The organism is Magnetospirillum fulvum MGU-K5, assembly GCF_000442515.1.
In the GTDB taxonomy this organism is placed as follows: Bacteria; Pseudomonadota; Alphaproteobacteria; order Rhodospirillales; family Magnetospirillaceae; genus Phaeospirillum; species Phaeospirillum fulvum_B.
On sequence record NZ_AQPH01000001.1, the window covers coordinates 47035 to 65571 of the forward strand.

General features: G+C 64.4%; 14 protein-coding genes. All 14 read right to left on the reverse strand.

Annotated features, from left to right (window positions below; all coding sequences use genetic code 11):
- Positions 1-109: 109 nt before the first annotated feature.
- The 14 genes from K678_RS17465 to K678_RS17475 all read right to left on the reverse strand — a co-directional run bounded on the left by K678_RS17465 (position 110) and on the right by K678_RS17475 (position 18496).
- Positions 110-1699, reverse strand: a complete 1590-nt coding sequence (locus tag K678_RS17465) for a hypothetical protein (protein ID WP_021130427.1) — start codon at positions 1697-1699, stop codon at positions 110-112.
- A 106-nt stretch (positions 1700-1805) separates the two neighbouring features.
- Positions 1806-6152 (reverse strand): hypothetical protein, encoded by a 4347-nt coding sequence (locus tag K678_RS00195; protein ID WP_155804382.1) that lies wholly within the window; start codon positions 6150-6152, stop codon positions 1806-1808.
- A gap of 338 nt (positions 6153-6490) precedes the next feature.
- Complete coding sequence (locus K678_RS00200) at positions 6491-8713, reverse strand: hypothetical protein (protein ID WP_021130429.1); 2223 nt, start codon at positions 8711-8713, stop codon at positions 6491-6493.
- Positions 8706-10799 carry a hypothetical protein gene (locus K678_RS00205; protein WP_021130430.1) on the reverse strand — a complete coding sequence of 698 codons (2094 nt, stop codon included), beginning with the start codon at positions 10797-10799 and terminating at the stop codon, positions 8706-8708. The genes K678_RS00200 and K678_RS00205 overlap by 8 nt, the downstream gene beginning before the upstream one ends.
- 3 nt (positions 10800-10802) lie before the next feature.
- Positions 10803-11396 (reverse strand): virion core protein, T7 gp14 family, encoded by a 594-nt coding sequence (locus tag K678_RS00210; RefSeq protein ID WP_021130431.1) that lies wholly within the window; start codon positions 11394-11396, stop codon positions 10803-10805.
- A 2-nt stretch (positions 11397-11398) separates the two neighbouring features.
- Positions 11399-12418, reverse strand: coding sequence for a hypothetical protein (locus K678_RS00215; RefSeq protein ID WP_021130432.1), 1020 nt, complete (start codon positions 12416-12418; stop codon positions 11399-11401).
- Positions 12415-12744 (reverse strand): hypothetical protein, encoded by a 330-nt coding sequence (locus K678_RS00220; RefSeq protein ID WP_021130433.1) that lies wholly within the window; start codon positions 12742-12744, stop codon positions 12415-12417. The genes K678_RS00215 and K678_RS00220 overlap by 4 nt, the downstream gene beginning before the upstream one ends.
- Positions 12745-12875: 131 nt before the next feature.
- Positions 12876-14927: a phage tail protein gene (locus K678_RS00225; protein WP_021130434.1), complete on the reverse strand. Its 2052-nt coding sequence runs from the start codon at positions 14925-14927 to the stop codon at positions 12876-12878.
- Between the two features lie 2 nt (positions 14928-14929).
- Positions 14930-15556 (reverse strand): phage connector family protein, encoded by a 627-nt coding sequence (locus K678_RS00230; RefSeq protein WP_021130435.1) that lies wholly within the window; start codon positions 15554-15556, stop codon positions 14930-14932.
- A 4-nt stretch (positions 15557-15560) separates the two neighbouring features.
- Positions 15561-15749 carry a hypothetical protein gene (locus tag K678_RS00235; protein ID WP_021130436.1) on the reverse strand — a complete coding sequence of 63 codons (189 nt, stop codon included), beginning with the start codon at positions 15747-15749 and terminating at the stop codon, positions 15561-15563.
- Positions 15750-15751: 2 nt separating this feature from the next.
- Positions 15752-16171, reverse strand: a complete 420-nt coding sequence (locus tag K678_RS00240; protein WP_021130437.1) for a hypothetical protein — start codon at positions 16169-16171, stop codon at positions 15752-15754.
- A 14-nt stretch (positions 16172-16185) separates the two neighbouring features.
- Positions 16186-17127, reverse strand: coding sequence for a major capsid protein (locus tag K678_RS00245; protein ID WP_021130438.1), 942 nt, complete (start codon positions 17125-17127; stop codon positions 16186-16188).
- Between the two features lie 27 nt (positions 17128-17154).
- The gene (locus tag K678_RS17470; protein WP_021130439.1) at positions 17155-17889 is read right to left on the reverse strand and encodes an endoprotease; all 735 of its coding nucleotides are present in this window, start codon (positions 17887-17889) and stop codon (positions 17155-17157) included.
- A 10-nt stretch (positions 17890-17899) separates the two neighbouring features.
- Positions 17900-18496, reverse strand: coding sequence for a DUF2829 domain-containing protein (locus K678_RS17475; RefSeq protein ID WP_021130440.1), 597 nt, complete (start codon positions 18494-18496; stop codon positions 17900-17902).
- Positions 18497-18537: the final 41 nt, after the last annotated feature.

Here is an 18537-nt window from a genome sequence, read left to right on the forward strand (position 1 = left end):
AACTGCGGTATCCGGCCACCGTGCCAAGATGATCTGGCGGCGACGCCCCGCCCAATTCCCGTCGTCCGGGATTTGAACCAATAGATCGGTAAGCCACTGCACCATAGTGTCACTCCGCGTAAAGGGCCGGGGCGGCGATGCGCTGGGCCTTGAGATTGAGGGTCTTGATGCGGGCCACCAACGACGTGCCGACCGGCTGCGCGGCCAAAGCGGCGCGGGCCCGGATCAAGGCATAGGTGCCGTCATAGGCGGCCAGGACGGCGATCGCCGCCGCCGTCCAGGATGCCCCCCCGTCGCGGCTGATCTCGGCGGTCAGATCGGTGCCGAGGACGGCAGCCCCGCTATCGTCGTGATACAGCGCGTAGGCCGAAGCGTAGGCCGGGGCGGACGCGACAGATACGACGTCGCTGACCAGCGTCATATTTACGGGGGAGGGGTCTGTGTAGCCGTTTATATCGGCGTAGATAGCGCCGCTGGTCGATACTTGACCGTCGCCAAGCCAGACAAGAGCTAAATACCGGCAAGCAACTGTCCCCGTGACTGAATAGTCCGTCGCCGTTTGCGGTGAGGGGTTGTAACTTGACGACCCGAAAGGTGCCCAGGTAGAGCCGTCTGTGGATGTGTAGAAACGATACGCCCACGCGGAGGGTACCCCCGGCGTCCAGTTCAATTTGAACTGTTTTACCTCGGCCTTGGTCAGGTATATTACCTCACCGAAGTCTAGCTTACCGAGTATACGCTGACTTGTTGGCTTACCTGACAAATCCCCAGGACGTATTTCTACAGTGGTCCCGATATTGTTATCGTTAATATTTGCCGCGACCCCGGCGTGAGGAGCGTACGGCAAAGACGGCGTGGCCGTAGCCACCCTGCCGTAGCCCGTGGGCATGTTAGTATAATAGTTCGGGGATGCCGCCACCCATGTCTGGCCTGTGCTGGCGCTCCACTCGTCTGACGCCAACTCCCACTGGTGGCCCTGGACCAGCGCCCCCGAGGTGATCGCGCTGTTGAGCATCAGGCGCAGGTTGGTCAACGCGATCTGTCCCCGCATCGGGTCCAGCGCGCTGGATGCTGTAGTATCGACATAGGCTTTGACCGCCTTCTGCGACGGCACTTTTACGTCGCTGTTGGTGCCCAGGGTCGGATCAGGATCGAGGGTGAAGTCGATCGATGCAGCAGAGGCAGCAGCGGCGGCGGCGGCATTGACTGCTTCGGCGGCGCGGGCGGCGGTTGAGGCGGCATCTGCGGCCGTCGAAACGGCGGCGCTCTGAATCGCGGCAATCAGCCCATCCGGATCATCTCCCGAACCGATCGGAACCTTGGGCGTTCGGTCGATCTGTTCCTTCAGTTCCTGCGCAACGAGGGTAAGCCGGTCGAACGCCCCCTCATGGACCTCGGCATAGAACGCCCCGGGCCCCAGGTCGACAGGCTGTGTGATTGCGGTATTGCGCCTGATCGTCAGCCGGTTGCCGCTGGCGATGGGGGTGCCGGTCTTGGGATAGGTGATCGAGCCGCCAGCAGCGGCACCGATCCCGGTGATCGTGTAGGCGGCGCTCGACACCACCGTCTCCAATCCTGAAGCATCGGTGATAATCACCTGGGCATCGCTCTCGGCCAGGATCGGGAAGGCAAACGGCCAGACCGTGGTCGAACCGTTGGCGGCATAGGTGACGGCGCTGGCCGTCGATGAAACGGTCATGGGGCAACCTCCATGGATTTTCGCGAAACTGGAAAACCACTTGAAAAAGCTTCGTTTTCCGCTGTGCAGGATGGCGGCCGAATTTCCGGCCGAATTTCCGGCCGAATTATCGCGCCGTGCCGTCCTGGCCGGTCAGGATGCCGGACACGACATTACCGATATGGCGGGGGCGGGAATCGCCCTCGGCCACATCGACGGCATAAGAGGCGGGTTTGCGCAGCCATCCCAGCGGGAGGCCGAGAACGGTGCCGATTGCGTTGATGCCATCGGCAGTGGCGCGACTCTTATCGCCATCGGCGAAGATCGCGGTCGGGACGGTCTTTACCGCCCGGACCGCGCCTTCGATCATGCTGACCGCCGGTGCGGTTGAAAGCCTGTCGTCATAGGGTTTGTCGTTGAACTGGTTGGCGATCAGGTTGACGGTCTGGCCGACCCCCGGAACGAACGCAGCGAAATATCGCAGTTGCGACAGCAGGAACAGCCCGGCCAGATCGTCAGCCCATCCGTCGTCATCCTCGTCGCCAAGTTCTCCCTTCGCCGCCTGGGTGATCGCCTCTGCCACCACCGCAGGCAGGAAGCCGCCGAAGAAATAGATCGCGGCCAGTTTCCCAGCGCCGCCGTTCCATCCTGCCTCGCGCAACGTGATGGCGATCTCGGTTCCGACCATGTTCGCCTGGGCATTGAAGTAGCTGTAGAACATCGTGAACAGCCGCGCCCAGGTCGAGCCGGTTTCGATCCGGCTGACATCCTCGGGGCTGAAACTGCCCTGGCTGGTGCGAACCGCGCTGTCGGCCCGGCGCACCGCTTCCGCGTCCTCGATGCCCGTCGCCGCGGCGTGATCGTAGGCCGCCGCCCACACCACACGGTCAACCAAGTCCTGCGCAATCTGCTGCGCGAAATAGCCGTGGCGCAAGGCGATGTCCTGAGCCTTACCGAGCGCCCCCTTGTGCGTCAGGATTCCATCGATATCGGCGGCGATCTCGCGAGAGGCCGAGTCCATCCGATCGCGCATGAAGGCCGACTTGACTGTGATCGCGGCGCGGGTCATCTCGGGATCGCGCCAGACGGTGACCAGGGACCGGGCCAACGCTGCCGGGGGGACGATCACCGCTGCCGAGGCGATGCCGGTTACCTGCTGTGCCGCATTGACCAGATTGCCCACCATCGCCTGCATTCCGGCTGACCGGCGGAGATAGCGGAAGATCGCGTCACCAGCCCGACCACCCGCGCCTGTGGCGGGAGCGTCCACCGTCTGGCGGGCCGTGCGCTGGAGCCAGGGAACCAACAGGTCATTGATCGCGGTCTGATCGACCCCGCCCATGATCGCGCCGAAGTCGGACCGCTTGACCAGACGGGCAGCTTGACGGATCGCTGGTCCGACATGGCTGAACAGCAGCACCTTGTTGACGTGGGACGGGATCATGGCGAGGTCGAGCAGCAGGGGCTTGTTATATTCCGACCGGCCCTTGGTGAAACCGCGCGCCGCCGCCGGGAACATGCTGGCGTTTTGCAGGCTCCCGATCGCCTCGGCGTCGAGGTGGCGGGCGCTGTCGGTGTTCTGGTCGCTGTCGGTGATCGCCGGGACATAGCCGCCGCGGTACTCGCCGAACGGGGTCTTGATCGGGCTGGCCTCGATCTCCTTGAACGAGAACCCGAACATCGCCTTATGTGCCGCCTGAGCAGCCGGTTTTGTGCTTTCCAGCAAATCCCAGACGCTTTGCGCCATATCCATGTCGGCCTTGGTCACCACGCCGTCGGCCCACATCCGCGCCATGAAGGCGTCCCAGCGCGAGCGGTCGAGCGTCCCGTCCTTGGTGGTCGATCCCCAGCCCCGGCGACCGAGCAGCAGCTTGCGAAGATTGCTGTCGTTGCCGCTGTGCAGGATCGCGGCCATCAACTGGCCCTTGGTGTCGAAGGTGAAGTCGAGTTCCTGAGCGGCGATCACCTGGGGTTTCGACAGTTCGCCCATGCCGGGACGCAGGATATCGAGGATCTGCGGCAGGATAGACCGCCGCGCATCGCGATAGGCATAGACCGCCTCGGACACCGGACGCCACAGATAGCGGGTCAGCGCTCCGATCTTCCCGTCATCCAGATCACGGGCCCAACTCTCGACCCGGCGGCCCGCCGATACCAGACCGAGGAGCTTGGTTCCGGCCCGTTCCATCCGGGTCGGATCGCGGCTGTGGTCCGGGTCTTTGATTCGGTCCCCAATCTGCGCTTCGATATCGTGGACGATCTGTTCAAACTCGACCCGTTCGCCATCGACCAGGGCGGACCGGGCATTGCGGCCCATCGTCAGCATGGCCTGAACCCCGTCGCGCAAATCCCTGAATGCCGCCAAGGTCATGTCGCGATAATCGGGCGCAATCTCGACCCGCCGCCCGTCCGGCATGAGCCGGGACTTGACTTGACCGGGGGTGGGAGCCTTGGTCAATTCGGCGATGATCTCAGCGATATCCTCGGCCCCGGCGGGGTCGGTCTCTTTCAGCCGCTTGACCCACACCCCGGCGTCGAACTCGCTGTCAGCGCGGGCGAGGCCATAGCGGGCCAGCACCTGCCGCACCGCCCGGAAGAAGTCCTCGTCCATCGTCGCCGCCAGCTTGCCGTCTGGCTTGTTGAGCCGTCGGGCCTTGGCCTGGAATTTCTCGACCTCCGTGCGGGCCTCGCGCGCCAGCCTCTCCAGTTCCATGTTGAGAAGTTGCTGCTGTTTGGCGTCGAACGCCTCGACGTAATCGCGGGCGGCAAGCGCCAGGGTGGCACGGCGCTCGTGTCGTTTGGCCTGGGCGCGGTACATCGTCGCGTCGGTGGCCTGGGAGACCTGCCGGGCCGCGATGAACGCCGCCGCCGCGTCCTTGATCGCGGCATGGTCCATCCCGGCCAGGATGCTCCGGGTCTTCCGTACCGCCGCCCGCTGCGCCGTCCGCTGGAGCGGTGCCGCCTTGGCCTCGCCCGCCGCCATCACCTCGGCCACCTGGGCCGCCGTCACCCCTTCGGCCGGAACACCGGCATTGATGACCTGATCAGTCGAAGCCGCTGCCGTGTCGATTCGCGCTTGGTCGCTGGCGGCACTGCCTGCTCCTTCTTCGGCCTGCCGCCGCGCCGCCGCTTTGTCGATGATGTCGCCCGCCAGACGCTTCAGATATTTCGCCTGGAGCGCTACCGCCTCAATCGCCTTGCCGGTCGCGACAATATCCGCCGCGTCCTCGGCAATCCGCCCATCAGTGACCATGTCGCCGTGACGCTCGCGCATCCGGGCGTCGGTTTCGCGCTCGACCACGTCGTGCAGCGGGTTGGCTTTGGCGTCCATCAGGGCAAGGCGCAGGGCATCGCCATTCGGCAGACCGATCATTCCGGCCAGGATGTGATGATTGACCCCGCCCTTCGCCGTCGTCACGCCGCTCGGCAGCAGGCGGACGATCTCTTCACCGTATTCGGCCACCAGCGCCTTGCGGTCAAGCTTCAGCACCCGAGCCTCGCCGGTGTCCGGGTCGATCAGCTTTGCCCCGTCAGGACCGATCCCCTTCGACAGTGCGACCACCCGATAGGCCGGGCGGCTCCTCACGTCGGCCTCAACCTCAGCGCGGACGCCGTCGCGTTCCGTTTTCCACCACTCCAGACGCTCGCGGGCGAGTTCCCGCATCACCCGGCCTTGCAATTCGGCCTTTGCCTCCAGCGCCGCCTGTTCCTGCCGCGCCTCGATCTCGCGCCGTTCCGCCGGGGTCAGCACCGCCAGCAACTCGGACGGCACCTTGAACACGGTGTCGCGCCGGGCCTGCTCGATCGCATCGTCGCTGGCCAGCAGCCGGTCCATCACGCCCCGGACTTCCGGCGTCAGCTTGACGGAGAGATTGCGGACCTTCTTATAGGTACGGATCAGCCACGCGCTGAAGCGGGCGAACACGTCGCGCAACGCCACCGATGGAGCCTTGCCCTCCATCAAATACGCCTCGATCCCCCGCGCCCATTGCTCGTGCGCTTCGACCGGGATCGCCGCTTGAATGTCTTCAGGGCTGGCCGTCGCAACGTCGATATCGACCCTCAACCAGTCCATCACGGTCTGGAGGTCGCGGACGGTTCGGAGCCTCGCTTCGGGCAGCACCCGTTCGTCGCCCAGGTCGCGGACCATCTGGAACAGCCAGAGGTGGCCGCCCTCGTGCAGGAAGGTCGAGAGATTGGCGCTTTCGAACAGGCGGATGGTGTCGTCGATCGGGTCGAAGCTGCCGCGCAGGCCGCCGCCGTCGGGTTGAGGTAAAGTCCGCTTGCCTTGTCCTTTTCCGGCGAGCAGTATTATTTCGTCGCCCGGTTGACCTGCATCGCGAGATGCAGCGAGGTGCCTGTGCTGAACAACCATCGGTTCTACCGATGGCGGCTTCACCAGAATCGCGGAAGTGCCGATCCGCCGCCGGGCGACTTCCATTTTATGTTCAAGCTGTCCCTTCGAGAGGATCATCGCCGAGATGATCTGGTGCTGCTGCTTCCCCCCCTTGATCTCAAGAACGACGGCCCGGTCGCCATCGTCTCGACGAACGAGGAGGAAAGAATCCTTGCTTGACCCTGGGAGGGCAATATCAGGCGAGGAGAGCACATGCTCGACATGGGTTTGTAGTTCTTCGACAGAGGAAAATCGGAAATCTTCCCCAGATTCTCCGGCCTTCCTCTGGTACTTCCGGAACAGTCCGTCGTAATTCGCCTGGATAGGCTTGTTTTCAATGCCAAGCCACGAATGCAACCAGCCGGGGGTTGGGACAACGGGCTGCCCCAGAGCCACCGTGCTCTGATCTCGCTCCATCAGCCGCAACACATCTTCCTTGGTCGCGAGCTCCGGGATGATCCCCTCTGCCTCCAGCGCCTTGCGCAGGTCGCGGACCGGGGCATCAAGCCGCGCTGCCCGGTGCGGTCGGCCTGGGTCTGGAGCGGGTCACCGGCCCATTCCTTCGCAACCGCCTGCATCAACGCGTCGTGGTCGGCATAGCCGTTGCCGCTGTTGTCGGCCTTGACCTGGTTGTCGCGCAGCACCTCATGCTCGGACACCACCACCTGATCGGCTGAACCGATGCCGGTCCGCCGGAACAGGCCGGGCGCTTCCTTCGGCGTGATCCCCATCGCCGCCAGTTCCTGGGCCAGCGTCGACCCCGGCTTGACGCCCCCCAGGTGGCGGAAGATGTCGAGAACCGGCTGACGCGGCGGCGTGACCTCATTGCCCGAGCGGATGCGCTCCAGCACCAAGTCGATATCGTCAACCGGCAGACGCGGGGCCGGGCCCAAGATGCGAGGCTTTTCTTCCAGCCACAGCGCATCCGGGTCAATGCCGCGATCCGCGCCACGCTGGATCATCCGTTCGCGCCACAGCACAGCCTGGGCCTTGGCCTGAGACTCGGTATAGCGCCCGGTCTTCATCAGGGCCTGGGTAACCTCGTCCTCGACGATCTGGCCGGGCTTTGCTCCCTCGTACTGGATTGAAAGGCTCTCCATCAGGTCGGTGACGTCCTTTCGCCGTTCCGATCCATCAGCCAGGAACGCCTCCACCTCCTTCATTGTCATGTCGGTCGCGCCGCGCCGGGTGCTGCCGATCACCTGGGCAAGCGCCTCGGGGGTCAGCTTGGACGCGGCGGCAAGGTATTTGGCCGGATCGACCAGCACATCCCCGCCAGCAGCCAGCGCCTCGGGCAATTGCGCCGTAACATCGAAGCCATCCAGCGTCGCATCGTCGATCACACCGGACTGGTAGAGCGATTGCAGGCTGGCCGCCGGGATATGCAACTGCCCGTCGCCCGCGATCTGACGCACCAGATCGGCGAACCGTTCGGGATCGCGGGTGGCAAGCTTGGACTCTTGCGTGGCGGCAACGGCCTCGGTCAGGGCGGCGGCGGTTTCGCGGGCCTGATCGACCCCGGCCCGGTCGCGCACGAACGGATGCGTCGCCACCGACAGTCCACCGCCGACACCGGCCCCGACGATGCCAGACCGAACCACCGCCTCGACGGCCTGCCCGAACGTCATCTCCTCGCCGATCACGCCAGCGGAATAAGCCCTCTGCAAGACCTCGGTCACCATTTCCTGGGCACCCTCGGCCACCGCGCTCTTGCCCATCCTGGACAACAATGCCTTCCCGCCGCCCTCCAGCAAGGCACCCATCGGGATCGTCTCGGGGATAGCCTCGGCGGCGGCGAAGAACAGGGAATCGACCAGTGCCTGATTGCTCGAGCGGCCCTTGTCGATGCTGTCGCCATATTGCTCGCCCAGCACTTGGCCGCCGATCACGCCCGCACCGACGACGGGGGAACGGGTCGCGATCCCGGCGGCGATGGCCGGGATCATGTTGGTCGCACCGCCGACGATATCGCCCACCAGTCCCTTCGCCGACCAAGGATCAACGTTCGAGGCGTTTGCTTTCATCGCGGCCTGGGCAGAATCGCGCAGCCGTTTTCCTGCGGCGAAGGTCGGATCGCGCTCCAACTCGGCCTTGATCGCGTCCTCGGCTTTCAGTGACGGGTCGGCCTCGAGCGCTTTCAGCGCCCGCATCTGCGCGCCCAACACCGACACGTCATTTCGGCCGAACATCTCCAGCACGCCACCAGCAGCGGATCGCCATTGCTGGGGGACGTTGGCAATCGCTTTCCCCAGCACCCGACCCCAACTGTCTTCCAGGCGGGCGAGGGAGGCGATGTCATCTTTCGCCAGCGCAGCATTGGTCGGATCGGCCAGGAAGGCCCGGGTTGCTTCCGGGGCGGACCAGAACCGGTCAGCGATCTCGCGGGCCTCGAACTCGGGCAGATCAGCCAGCACTGCGCCAATCGGCATCCCGGACTGACGAGACAGCGACACGGCGCGGGCCGTGGTATCGGGTGAGGCTGCGACGGCATCGCGGGCAGACCCGGACAGGCGTGACCGCAATTCACCCGCCAGGGTCGCGTCCGCTGCCGCCGGATCGAACGATGTCGCAGGGGCCTGGGAAGACAGCGGCGACCCTGCCAGGGTCTGGTCGGCCAGGGCGGGGTCGAACTCAGCCATTGCCGCCACCTCCCGCCGACTGGGTGGGGCGGCGCGTCCCGGCGCGGTGCACCATGATCAGGTTTTCCAGAGTCACCGGCATACCTTTCTGTTTCAGAAACCGGCTCACCGGCAAGATGTCCGTCTCCGGGATGCCGCTGGCCTCGGCAACGCTGGGCAGGGTGTTGCGGTCGATCTTCAGGATGAAATCGGCCTCTTTGTTCTGGCGCATGGCGTCAATCCGGCGCTGTCCGAAGAACGACGAATCATCCTGAAGCAGCATAGACTTACCGAACCGATAGACCTCGTCCGAGGGTGGGGCTTTCTTGTTTTCCTCGTGCCAGGAATCAAGCCACGTCCGCATGCGCTGGTTGGCGACGGCGAGGTTCTCTTCGTTGTCGGATCCGGTCGCCTTCAGAAGCTCCTTCACGACCTTGTCGCCCAGGGCGTAGGACGGCTGGCGGAGCGCGGCCTTTCCCTCTGCGGTTGCCATCTGGCGCTGCTGCCCCTGCCAGTATTCGACCCGATCCGTCTTGTGCGTGGCGTAGAGAGGGGACAGGTCGGTCTGAACGAACTTCTCCGGGTCTTTCAGAGCCAATTCGTGCAACTGGTTCTCGACCTGGGGATTGAACGGAACCACGCCGCCACGGCCATAGGCGGCCTGCATGTGGGTCATGAACTCAGGCCCGGCCATGGTTTGCAGATCAGGCGGGACTGACATAGGGTCAATTTTCTTAGTCAGAACCATGTCCTGAACCTGTCGCCTCGCCTCCTTCTCCTTTTGCGCCAGGATCGCGTTTTCCTGGGCGTGGTCGTGCTCGATCCTGGTCAGTGCCGCTTGGCGATCATCGGGCTTGAGGTCGGCGTTACCCATGATCGCATCGCGTTGGCGCTCGAAAGTGTCGGCGCGCGAGGGGTGGCCGTTACCACTGACCCGGCCCAGAACGTCCTTCACGTAGGCCGATGTCGTCTTCCCATTGGCGTCGGCAGCATCGCGGACCCACGGAGTCTGGCTTCCCGGAGGCGCGATGTTGCCCGGGCCGCTGAAATATCCCACAGCGATCCGAGCCGGGTCGCCGCCAGCCTTGGCGTTCAGGTCCGAGACGATGCGGTCAAACACCGCTTTCTGATGATCGGGGTTGTCGGGCGATTCTCCGGGCTTTGCGTATTGAGCCCATGTGCCGGGCTGGATCTGGTAATCGCCGGTCTTTCCGCCCGATTCCTGCTGATGAATGGCGGTCGCGATATCGGTCGGGCCGCTGGTGATCGCCGGGATAATCAGCGCCTTGACCCGCGCCACCTCTTGATCGACGCGATAGAGCTTCGTCTTCTGGTCGATCAGCGCCGCCACCGGAGCGAATTGTTCGGCGGTCAGGCGACCCTTGTTGTCGTCGAAGAACTTCTTCGCCGCCATCGGATCGGCCTCGGCCATCCGCTGGACCACGCTCGTCGTCCATTTGCTGTCGATGTCGCGCAATTGGAGCTGGAGGCGGGGATCATCGAAGGGGATGCCCTTCTCCGCGCTCCGGTCGAGAACGGCATTGCGGGCCGCGGTCAGCGCGGCATCCCGTTTTCCAGGGTCGTTCCAATAGAGCGCCGCTTCGTCGAGGCTGCTGTTTGCCAGCGAGGCAGACACCCCGTCGCGCCACTTCTCCCGCTCGGAAGCCGCATGACGGGCGGCGGTGTCGAGATCACCAGACAGATCGCGGATCGACGCTTGATCGTAGAGCTTGCGGGCGGCGGCAGAGAGGTTCGACCCCATCCGGACCCGCTCTTCCTCCAGCGCGGCAGGCAGTTTCTGATAGCCCGCATAGGCGGCTTGGCCTGACTGGCGGAAGAAGGCGGTGTCATCGTTGAACAGGACGTTACGCTTCGAAGTTTGAAAGGCGGTCAATGCAGCCATCGCCGACGTCTTGGCGTCGTCCTCGGCCATTCGGACCGCATGAGCCGCCAACTGGTCGCCCATCGCCGCGAGCTTCTGTCCGCCATCGACCAAGGCGGAACCGCCGGTGTCGAACGTCCCGGCGGGGACGCTGGCCGAAAGTTGAGGCGCACCGAGCGGGCGAGTCTCGACGGTGGGTTGGGTGTAGGTAGGAACGCGAGCCATGATTTACCCCATCGCCGTCCAGAAGCCCTTGTTCGCCGATCCGGTCGGGAGCGTCTTGGAGCCCGAGTCGAAAGCCCCAGCGGCATTTAACTTCGCCCCTGTCATCGCTGCCGAGCCCAGCCCACCGATCAGCGTCGTTCCTGCGCCCCAGGCCGCATTGCTGGCGGCATTGTTTCCGGCCAGCGTCGACATTCCTGCCTGGGTGCGGGAACTATAAGCCTGGACGCGGTATTGATAGGCTTCGCGTTCGGCGTTCTGGCGGACGGTCAGGGCGTCCATTTCGCCCAGCATTGCGCTATCGGCCACCACATCGAGGGCCGATCCCGAATCGACCTGGACGCCGCCCGACGCCAAGGCCGATCGCTGAGTTCCGATCATCTGCGACGTTTTCAGCCGCTGTTGCTGCTCGGCTACCCGGCCCCGTTCTTCGGCGTCCTGGGCGGCCCGGTCGGAAATCTTGGCGTTCTGCTCTCCGACGGCGGCCTGATAGTCGGCCATCTTCTTCTGCTGTTCGCCCTGTTGCATCTGCCCATAGGCCGACATACCGGCTGAAATGACGCTGATGGCAACGGCGGCAACGGCGGCATAAACCCCCATCGCTATTCCTCCCCGATCCAGAGATTCCACATATGACCGTCAGGTTCAGCCCCGAGGCGGCGGAACAAAACGTCTTGCCGGTCACCGGCTCCGCGCACTCCAGAGCGCAGGGACAGGCGCTTGACGCCCTTTTCCTTCAACAGCCGGATCGATTCGCGGTGCAGGGCAAGACCCGTCCAACCGCGCCACGCGGGCTTCACGTAGAACGGGATTTGCGCCGCCTGCATTTCGGTCCGGGACTTCAGGCTGGGCGACAAGGTGAAGACCAGATAGCCGACTAGTTTTCCCCCGGCCCGTGCCGTGACGATCTGAAGCAGGCCGGTCTGCGCCATTACCTCGATGAGTGGGATATTCGGGTCGAACACCTCGTGTTCGTAGCTGCCGACCTCGCGGTAATGCTCCCAGATCAGCGGCAGCCCATCCGGCGCGAACGCGAACCAATCCTCTTCCTGGATGGTGACCGGCGACATCATCGCTGCGATATCGGCGGCGAAGGTGTTGACGCGGGGCAACGCCACCTCACAGGCGGCGATCCGGGCGGGCATGTCGATCTGGATGTTCTGATCGGCCAGCGTCTCCCACCATCCCCGGTCCCAGGGCAAACCGAGGCAATGCTCGAACACCGAGCGGCAGGCATCCTCGTCGCGCAGATCCTCGAACGATACCGTCAGGGTGCCGGGAAGCGCTGACACCGCGTCGAGGTGAACCGCCATCTGCTCCAGCAGACCGTCGGGATAGTGCAGGCCGACCGCCTCCATGCTGGTCCGCACGTCCTCAAGATCGCGGCGGACGACGACGAAGCGGACCTCGGGGAACAGCTTGCGGATCACCGGGGCAGCAAACGCCATCGCCGTTTCCGACAGGCCGGTGTTGGGGGCGGCCAAAAGCTTGACCAGACCCTCGATGTTCGACAGACCGAGCAGCGAATCATGACAGCAGACCCACGGCCCATAGGACAGGAACACCGACAGCCACTTGGTCCGCGAGCGCGGCAGGCCAAAGACGACGAACGGAGCGGTCAAGGCGCTCTCCTCTCAAAGCGGTGAAACGGCAAACCGTCCGTTCCCCACGGGGCCGCTGGCGCGATCTCGAACCCAAGCCACCGCAGCCAGCGGATCGACAGCCGGTTGCGGGCGTCAACGTGATTGGTCAGCAGCCGATAAGGGGCCTGCATCTGGTCGACCATTCCCCGGCAGCGCCGTAGGAATGCCATCTGATGGCGCTCCAGATCGTCGGAGGCCAGTAGCCAGGGCGAGCCGATCCGGCTCACCAGCGACAGCGGGACGACACCCCAGAGGCAGACCAGCACACCGTCGGCCAGACCGGCCCATGCGTCGCCACAGGACAAAAAGCACGGACGTCTCTAGAGCCTGGATCGGCGTGACGCGGTGCGAGGCCCAGACCTCGGCCCGATCGGCAGCGCGCAGCCGGTCGGCCAGATCGGCCGCATCTTCCAGTGTGGCGGGCCGGATCGTGACGTCAGCCACCGATTTCGATATCCGGCATGATCGCCAGCACGGTCAGCGGCACCGGGGCGTCCTGACGGATCAGCACCCGACCGTTGCTGTTCCAGGCCGGTTGCAGGATCAATTCTTTGTCGCCGCTGTAGAGGCCGACCGGAGCCGAATAGGCAGTGATGTTGATCTTGGTGGCGGTCAGCTTGTCCGCCGACGGGCCTGCCTTGAATTCGCGCGACTGCCACAGGCGCAGCGTGACGCGGGCAACCGTCTTCCGCCGGGCCTGCACTGTCCCGGTCTGGGTCATGCCGACATCGATGTCGAGCGTCTCCAGGTCGCACTGATACGGCAGGCCGACATGCACTTTCGAGTAGGGGCGGGGCAGGGTGACTTTTCCGCCGCTCACCACCTGGGGCGTCAGGGCGTCTCCGTCGGCCAGGATCGCGACCGTCTTTCCTTCAAGGTGATCAAGGCCCGATACCGTCGTCACTGGAGCGCCGGAATAGGTCAGGCCGCTATCGACGCAAAAGGCGTCCTCGATCGACTGCCAAGACCGCTCGTGCAGCCGCTCGATATAGCGCCGCGTCTGGCCGCCGATAGTCCGGCGCACCACCGCATACAGGATGTCCTCGGCCCCCTCTGACACGACGCACACCGATTCAAACGCGCCGTCGGTGTCGTGGCGGTGCCAGCCCCAGACCTCATGTTCACGCATGTAGGTCAGGCCGAGGAGAACGCCGTCATCGCGGACCGCCCAGACGATACTGTGCGGCACCTGGGCATAGGCCCAATCGACGATCTGGCGCCCCTCGAACAGGTGATTGCTCAGCACGGAGAGGTCCGAGCCGGTGAAGCCGTCCACCTCGAGCTTATAGGCCAGATCACGGACGATGCTGCCCTTGTCCTGCACATAGAGGATGGTGTTGCCGATGACGATCGGTCGGACGTGGGACGCACCACAATAGGATTGCGGCTTAACCTTGATCGACGACGGGGTGATCGGGTTGCCGCTGCCACCGCCGGACACTCGCCATTCTGCGTCACTGGTCAAGGCGATCATGTCGCCAAGCGGGATCAGGTGGCGGACCTCGTTGACCTGTCCGCCCTCAATCGTGAACGTCACCGCTTCGTCGTCGCGGGCCGGGCGGGAAACGTTGAGATTGGTGAAACTGCTGACCACGCTGCCCCAGACGGTCCGGGGGGCGGTGTCCGACGACGCCCAGTACAGGCGCTGTTCATAGAACTCGACGGTCGAGGGATAGGTGCCAGCGCCGGTAAATGGGTTGCGGCTGCCCGGTGGGGTCAGCGACACATCGGCAGTGACGTTCTTGTCGTTGAACGATGTGCTTTCGGTGACCCCGAGGAAGCCATAAATGCCGTTGTCGTTCTTGTAGACCTTGTACTGCGTGCAGCCGGTCACCGCAGTCCAGGAAATCGTGACCTTCCCGCCTGCTGGCCACCCGCTCGACGTCCAGCCATTGCAAGCCGCCACCGCCGACGGCAGACTTTCCTCGCCGGTTTCGTCGCTGATCGCGGTGACCTTGTACGAAAGCGGCTCCGATCCGCTGCCGGACGGTGTCGCGGTCACGCTGGCCGGGGCCGGTGTCGCGGGAACGAAGGCAATTGTAGACGGAGTCCACGCGGCATGGCCGGTGCGGGCCAATTTACGCGGCGCATGATTATGGTGGGCCAGAAACATCGTGTCGGCACGCCCGGCGAACGACAGGCGGGGCAGATCGGCCTCGGTATAGGGCATAGCGATCTCATAGGGGACGCCACCGCTCATCACGTGGCCGCCGTCCTTGATGACCCGCATATAGGAGGTGCCGAACTCCAGCACGTATTGCTGGTTGAGATTGAACCGGAACGGGATCAACCGAACTTTTTTGCTGCTGTCCTTGACCTCAGCCACGAACTGGAAGCCGGGCCGGGTCGATGCCCCGCCGTGGGCATGCAGGAAGAAATTGCGGCACGTCCGCAGGCCGACCGCATATTTGTTGATGTCGGTGCGGGCATAGAGGGAGGGAGCAACCTCACCTCCGGTGAAACTGGGCTGGTACGTCCGGACAGGCATGGTCAGGGCCTCCAGGGATACCGGGTGTCGCCGCCGCCGATGCCGCGCGCGACGATCCAATCCGCGTCGGCGGGGACGTCGAGCTGGCCTTCGTTGCCGTCGGCGCGCTGAGCCTGGGCGATGGCATTGAGATACATCGTCTGAGCCATCTGCATGATGTTGCGGTCCCGCGTGATCGGCATGCAGATCGAGGCCGCTAAACGCCAGGAAAGCGCCTCGACAAACATCGGGTCGAACAGCGCCGCCTCGGTCACGCGGGCGGTATAGACCAGGGTGGCGGATGCCTGATCCGTCAGCAGAATGCGTGCTGTGCCGCCGCTATTGCTCTCGACAGAGAACGGGATGCGGGTGGTCCCGGAGGTGTTGACGATCTCGCGGGCCAGCAGGCAGTCGGTCGGCAGGGCATAGAGATACGACCAGGGGGAAGGCGGTGCCTCGGACAGGGCCGCCAGCACCGCCCGCTTGGTCGCGAAGTTCCACGGGAAGTCGCGCAGTACCGCATCTCGGGCGATGTCGTAATGCAGATTGCAGGCGTTGGCCTCGGCCGATCCCTCAGTCAAGGCGTCGATGGCCCCCGCGCCCAGGTGTGACAGTGCGATGTTGCAAATCTTCACGGGCGAGGAGGCCATCGGATCAGCCCTTCTTCTTGGCCGGGTCGGTGGCGGGCTGGTCGACCTCGGCAGGGGCGTTCGGGTCCCACCCGATCGGGATTTGCCACGAGGGAGCGAAATCCTCGGGCCGGTCCAGATCGAAGGGCTTGTCCTTGGGACGGTTGACGCCGCCATAGAGGCCGTCGTCTTTGGGGCGCACGGTATAGGCCATGGTTACCTCGGCAGGTAGGAGGGGAGGATGTCGAGCTTGCCAGCCGCCGCCGCGTCGGTGGTGGTGATCACCGCCTTCAGGTCGGTCTTGACGGTACTGGGAAGCACGAAGCGGGCCAGTTCCACGCCCTTGGCGATGGACCCGGACCCGGCGGCGGCCGTCAGGCTGTAGATCGTCGCCAGATCGGCATAGGCGGCGGCACCGTCGCGGTGCTGGAGCTTTACGGTCAGAGCCTTGGTGTCGGCAATGGTGATCGCGGTATTGGCCCGCACGATCACCTCCAGCGCGCCCAGGATGCCGGAAGCCTGGATCGGTCCCTCGTTGCCGTCGGCGCTGGTGTTCTGGGGGAGGGTTTGCGCGTTGGCAAGCGACTCCCCGTAGACCCGCCCAATATGGGTCAGGCCATCGGCCTTCTTATACATGCTGGATTTCTCCCTTACGCCAGGGTGACGTTCGATTCGGTGGCGCGGTAGAGGTTGTAGGAGGTGACGAACGGAACGCCGCCCCAGCTCTCCAGGGTCCGATCGATGTTCTTGTCCGCCGGACGCATCTGAACGCGGCCATCCTTGAACGACCGGCACAGGGCGTTAACCACGTCGCGGTGGGCCAGCAGCATCGTGCGGCCCGAATCGGTGGCGCGAACGTCAGACAGCAGATCGTCGATCTGCGCGGCGGTCGGAAGCTTGTTGTTGGTGATGTCGATGTTGACGATCGCGCCGACATTGCGGTCGCCGGTAATCATGAAGCCGAGATCGGTCTTCATCCGGACGCCGTAGCCCAACTGCCCGGCCGCGTTGATCTTGTAGAGCGATCCGCCGTTGATCGCTTCGGTGTCGAACAGGACGCCGTTGCCGAAGCCGTTCGGATTGTGCAGGCCGGTGCAGACGCCTTCCTCGAACCGCACCGCGACGATCGAATAATTGGCGTTGGCCGACCCGCCCGCCGAGTAAGCGTTGCGGGGCGTGGTGGTGGCGAAGCGGTCCAGCACGTACTGACGCAAGTTATTGACGACGATGGTGCGCTCGGTGGACTGACCGGTGGCCTTCAGGACCGGGGCGGTGCGGTCGGCGAACCATTTTTCTTTGCCGCCATACTGCCGGGCTTTGTCCTCGGTCACCTCGATCAGGCCGCCCATCTTGGCCAGGTCGAACTTGATCAGGGCGGTGGTGCTGGTGACGGACGGCAGCGGCTCGTCCATCGCGACGAAGCCCATCGCGTCGGCACTGACCAGCTTTTCGGCGGCATGCCACAGATCGTGGGTGGCGGCCTGGAACGGGATCAGGTCGAGGATCGGGGCTTCTTCGGTCAGATGGTCGATCTGCTTCGGCTGTTTCTTCGACTTCTCGAGCGAAATCGCTCGCAGGGTATCAAGGGGCATGGGTGAATCTCCTTGGGGTGATGGCGGCTATTTCGCCTTGCTGAAAACGTCCCGATAGAAATCCTCGGTCGAGACAGCCGAATCGGCACCAGCGGGAGCGGTCGCCCCGACCGGCCCCGGCTCGGTGACGGTCAGACCCGCCCGATAGAAGGCGCGGACGATTTCGGGATGATTGCCCAGGCCGGTACCACCCGGGTTTTCTTCCGGGTGGTAGGGGTTGAGCAGGGCCCGCAACTCGGGGGTGCCGAACTGCGCCAGCCCCCGGCCGGCGATCGCGAGGCTCTTCGCGAAATTGGCCCCGCCGTATTCCTTGTCGGTCTTGGCGGTGTTGACCCATTCGGCGGCCATCGCCTCGCGGGCGGCGGTTTCCTGTTTGATCTGTTCAACTTGAAAGGAAACCAGCTTCTGCGCTGCTTCCTTCGACAGGCCGAGATCGGCAGCCAGAGACTTGAAAACGGTGGCCCGGGCCTGATCGACCGGAAGGCCGCCGGTGTCGAAATCGCCATAGCTCTCGGGGGTGATAGCGGGGACTTCGGTGCCGCCTTCGGTCTTTCCGTCTTTCGCCTTCGCCGGATCGCTCTCGGTCGGGGGCGGCGACGGATCGGCCGGTTTTTCGCCACCGGACGCCGGAGCAGCAGCGGCAGGCGCGGGATCGGCAGGGGTGGCGGAAGCAGCCGGTGCGACCGAGGCGGACGGGGTGGCAGGCTGGCCGCCCGAACCGCCATCTTCGGCGGCGCGGAGCAGGCGGGGAAATCGGAACATGCGCGCCTCCTCAGATCACGTAATCGGTGGGGGAGGTGGTGGCCTCGACGACCTGCCAGTCGGTGGCGAGCATGTCGGTCTGCGAGGCCAGCCAGCCCATCAGGATTTCACCGCCAGCCGTCTTCATGGTGATGGCCGGAAGGACGGTCGCCATTCCCCCATTCTTTCGAGCGAACTCGGCGTTGTGAGGAGACCAGAAATTCTCGGCGGGGACTTGACGAGACCCGTCGCAGGAGAGCGACAGCCACATCCCCTTGCCTTTCCAACCCTCGCGGACGACGCGCTGTCCGGCTTTCAGCGCCTCGATGGCAACGCCAAAATCGAACGTGCCGGTGGTGTTCCAGCGGGCGGGTTCTTGGCCGGGCAGGTGATAGCCCGCCTCGAACGCATGGGCGGGCGACAGAGCGCTGTATCCGTCCTCGTACTCGACGAGGTAATGACCCTCGACCGGCCCCTGCCAGCGGGCGAGGATGTTGGCTTTGACGTTGATCTCCTCGCCCTCGGTCGTGGTGACAAGCCGATAATCCTCGGTCTCGCCGTGGATTACCTCGGAGATGGTGGCAATTTGCGCAGCCTTGACGCGCTTGTGGCACTGATAGGTCAGCATCTTTCCTCCAGAATCAGAAAGGCCGCCCAATTGGGCGGCCC